Below are 800 nucleotides of genomic sequence, written 5' to 3'. Positions count from 1 at the left end.
CCCGCCGCAAACACAACCGCCGCCGTTACGCAGAGGCCGACATCAAAAACCGTAGAAAAACTTGGAACCGTCGTTTTTGTGATAGACGACGCCGGCAACAATCTGCGTGAGCTTGAACCCTTCCTGCGTATCCCAGGCCCTTTAACCATCGCCGTTCTGCCAGGCCTTCCACATTCAGCCGAAGCCGCCAAGCGGATAAGGGCCGCGGGCAAGGAAGTGTTTTTGCATCAGCCGATGGAAGCCATAGGCGGACAGAACCCCGGCCCCGGCGCGATTTATTCCGGCATGAGCGCAAGTGAAATCCGAGCCGTACTAAAACGCAATATCGATGAGATCGGCCCGATTACGGGAATGAACAATCATCAAGGCTCGAAAATAACGATGGACGCCGCCGCCATGGAAACGATACTCGCATTTTGCGCCGAGAACGGTTTGTATTTCCTCGATTCCAGAACAACTGCGGAGACGGTGGTTCCCACGGCGGCGCAAAAACTTGGAATTAAAATTGGAGAGCGGGATACATTTATCGACAACGAACAGGACAAAGAGTCGATGATTCGCTACATCGTAAGCGGACTTACGAAAGCGAGAAAAACCGGCAGTACGGTAATGATCGGCCATACGTGGTCGCCCGAACTCGCCCCCATCCTTACCGAGCAATATCCCAAGTTAATCGATCAGGGTTACACTATAAAGACCGCCGGTGATATAATAAAATCTAAATGAAAGTCCTTGGCATAGAAACATCCTGCGACGAATGTTCCGCCGCCATCGTCGAAGACGGGGAAAAAATCCTCTCC

General features: G+C 52.2%; 1 protein-coding gene. It reads left to right on the top strand.

What is annotated here, in order from left to right; genetic code table 11:
* Positions 1 to 726 (top strand): divergent polysaccharide deacetylase family protein (locus tag ACYVTD_RS14595; protein ID WP_461248443.1); only part of this gene is annotated, 726 nt, incomplete at its 5' end.
* Between the last annotated feature and the right edge of the window lie 74 nt (positions 727 to 800).

This window comes from Treponema sp. R6D11, from assembly GCF_054786075.1.
The sequence above is the reverse complement of the archived record's forward strand: the minus strand, read 5'-3'. Positions and strand labels throughout refer to the sequence as shown.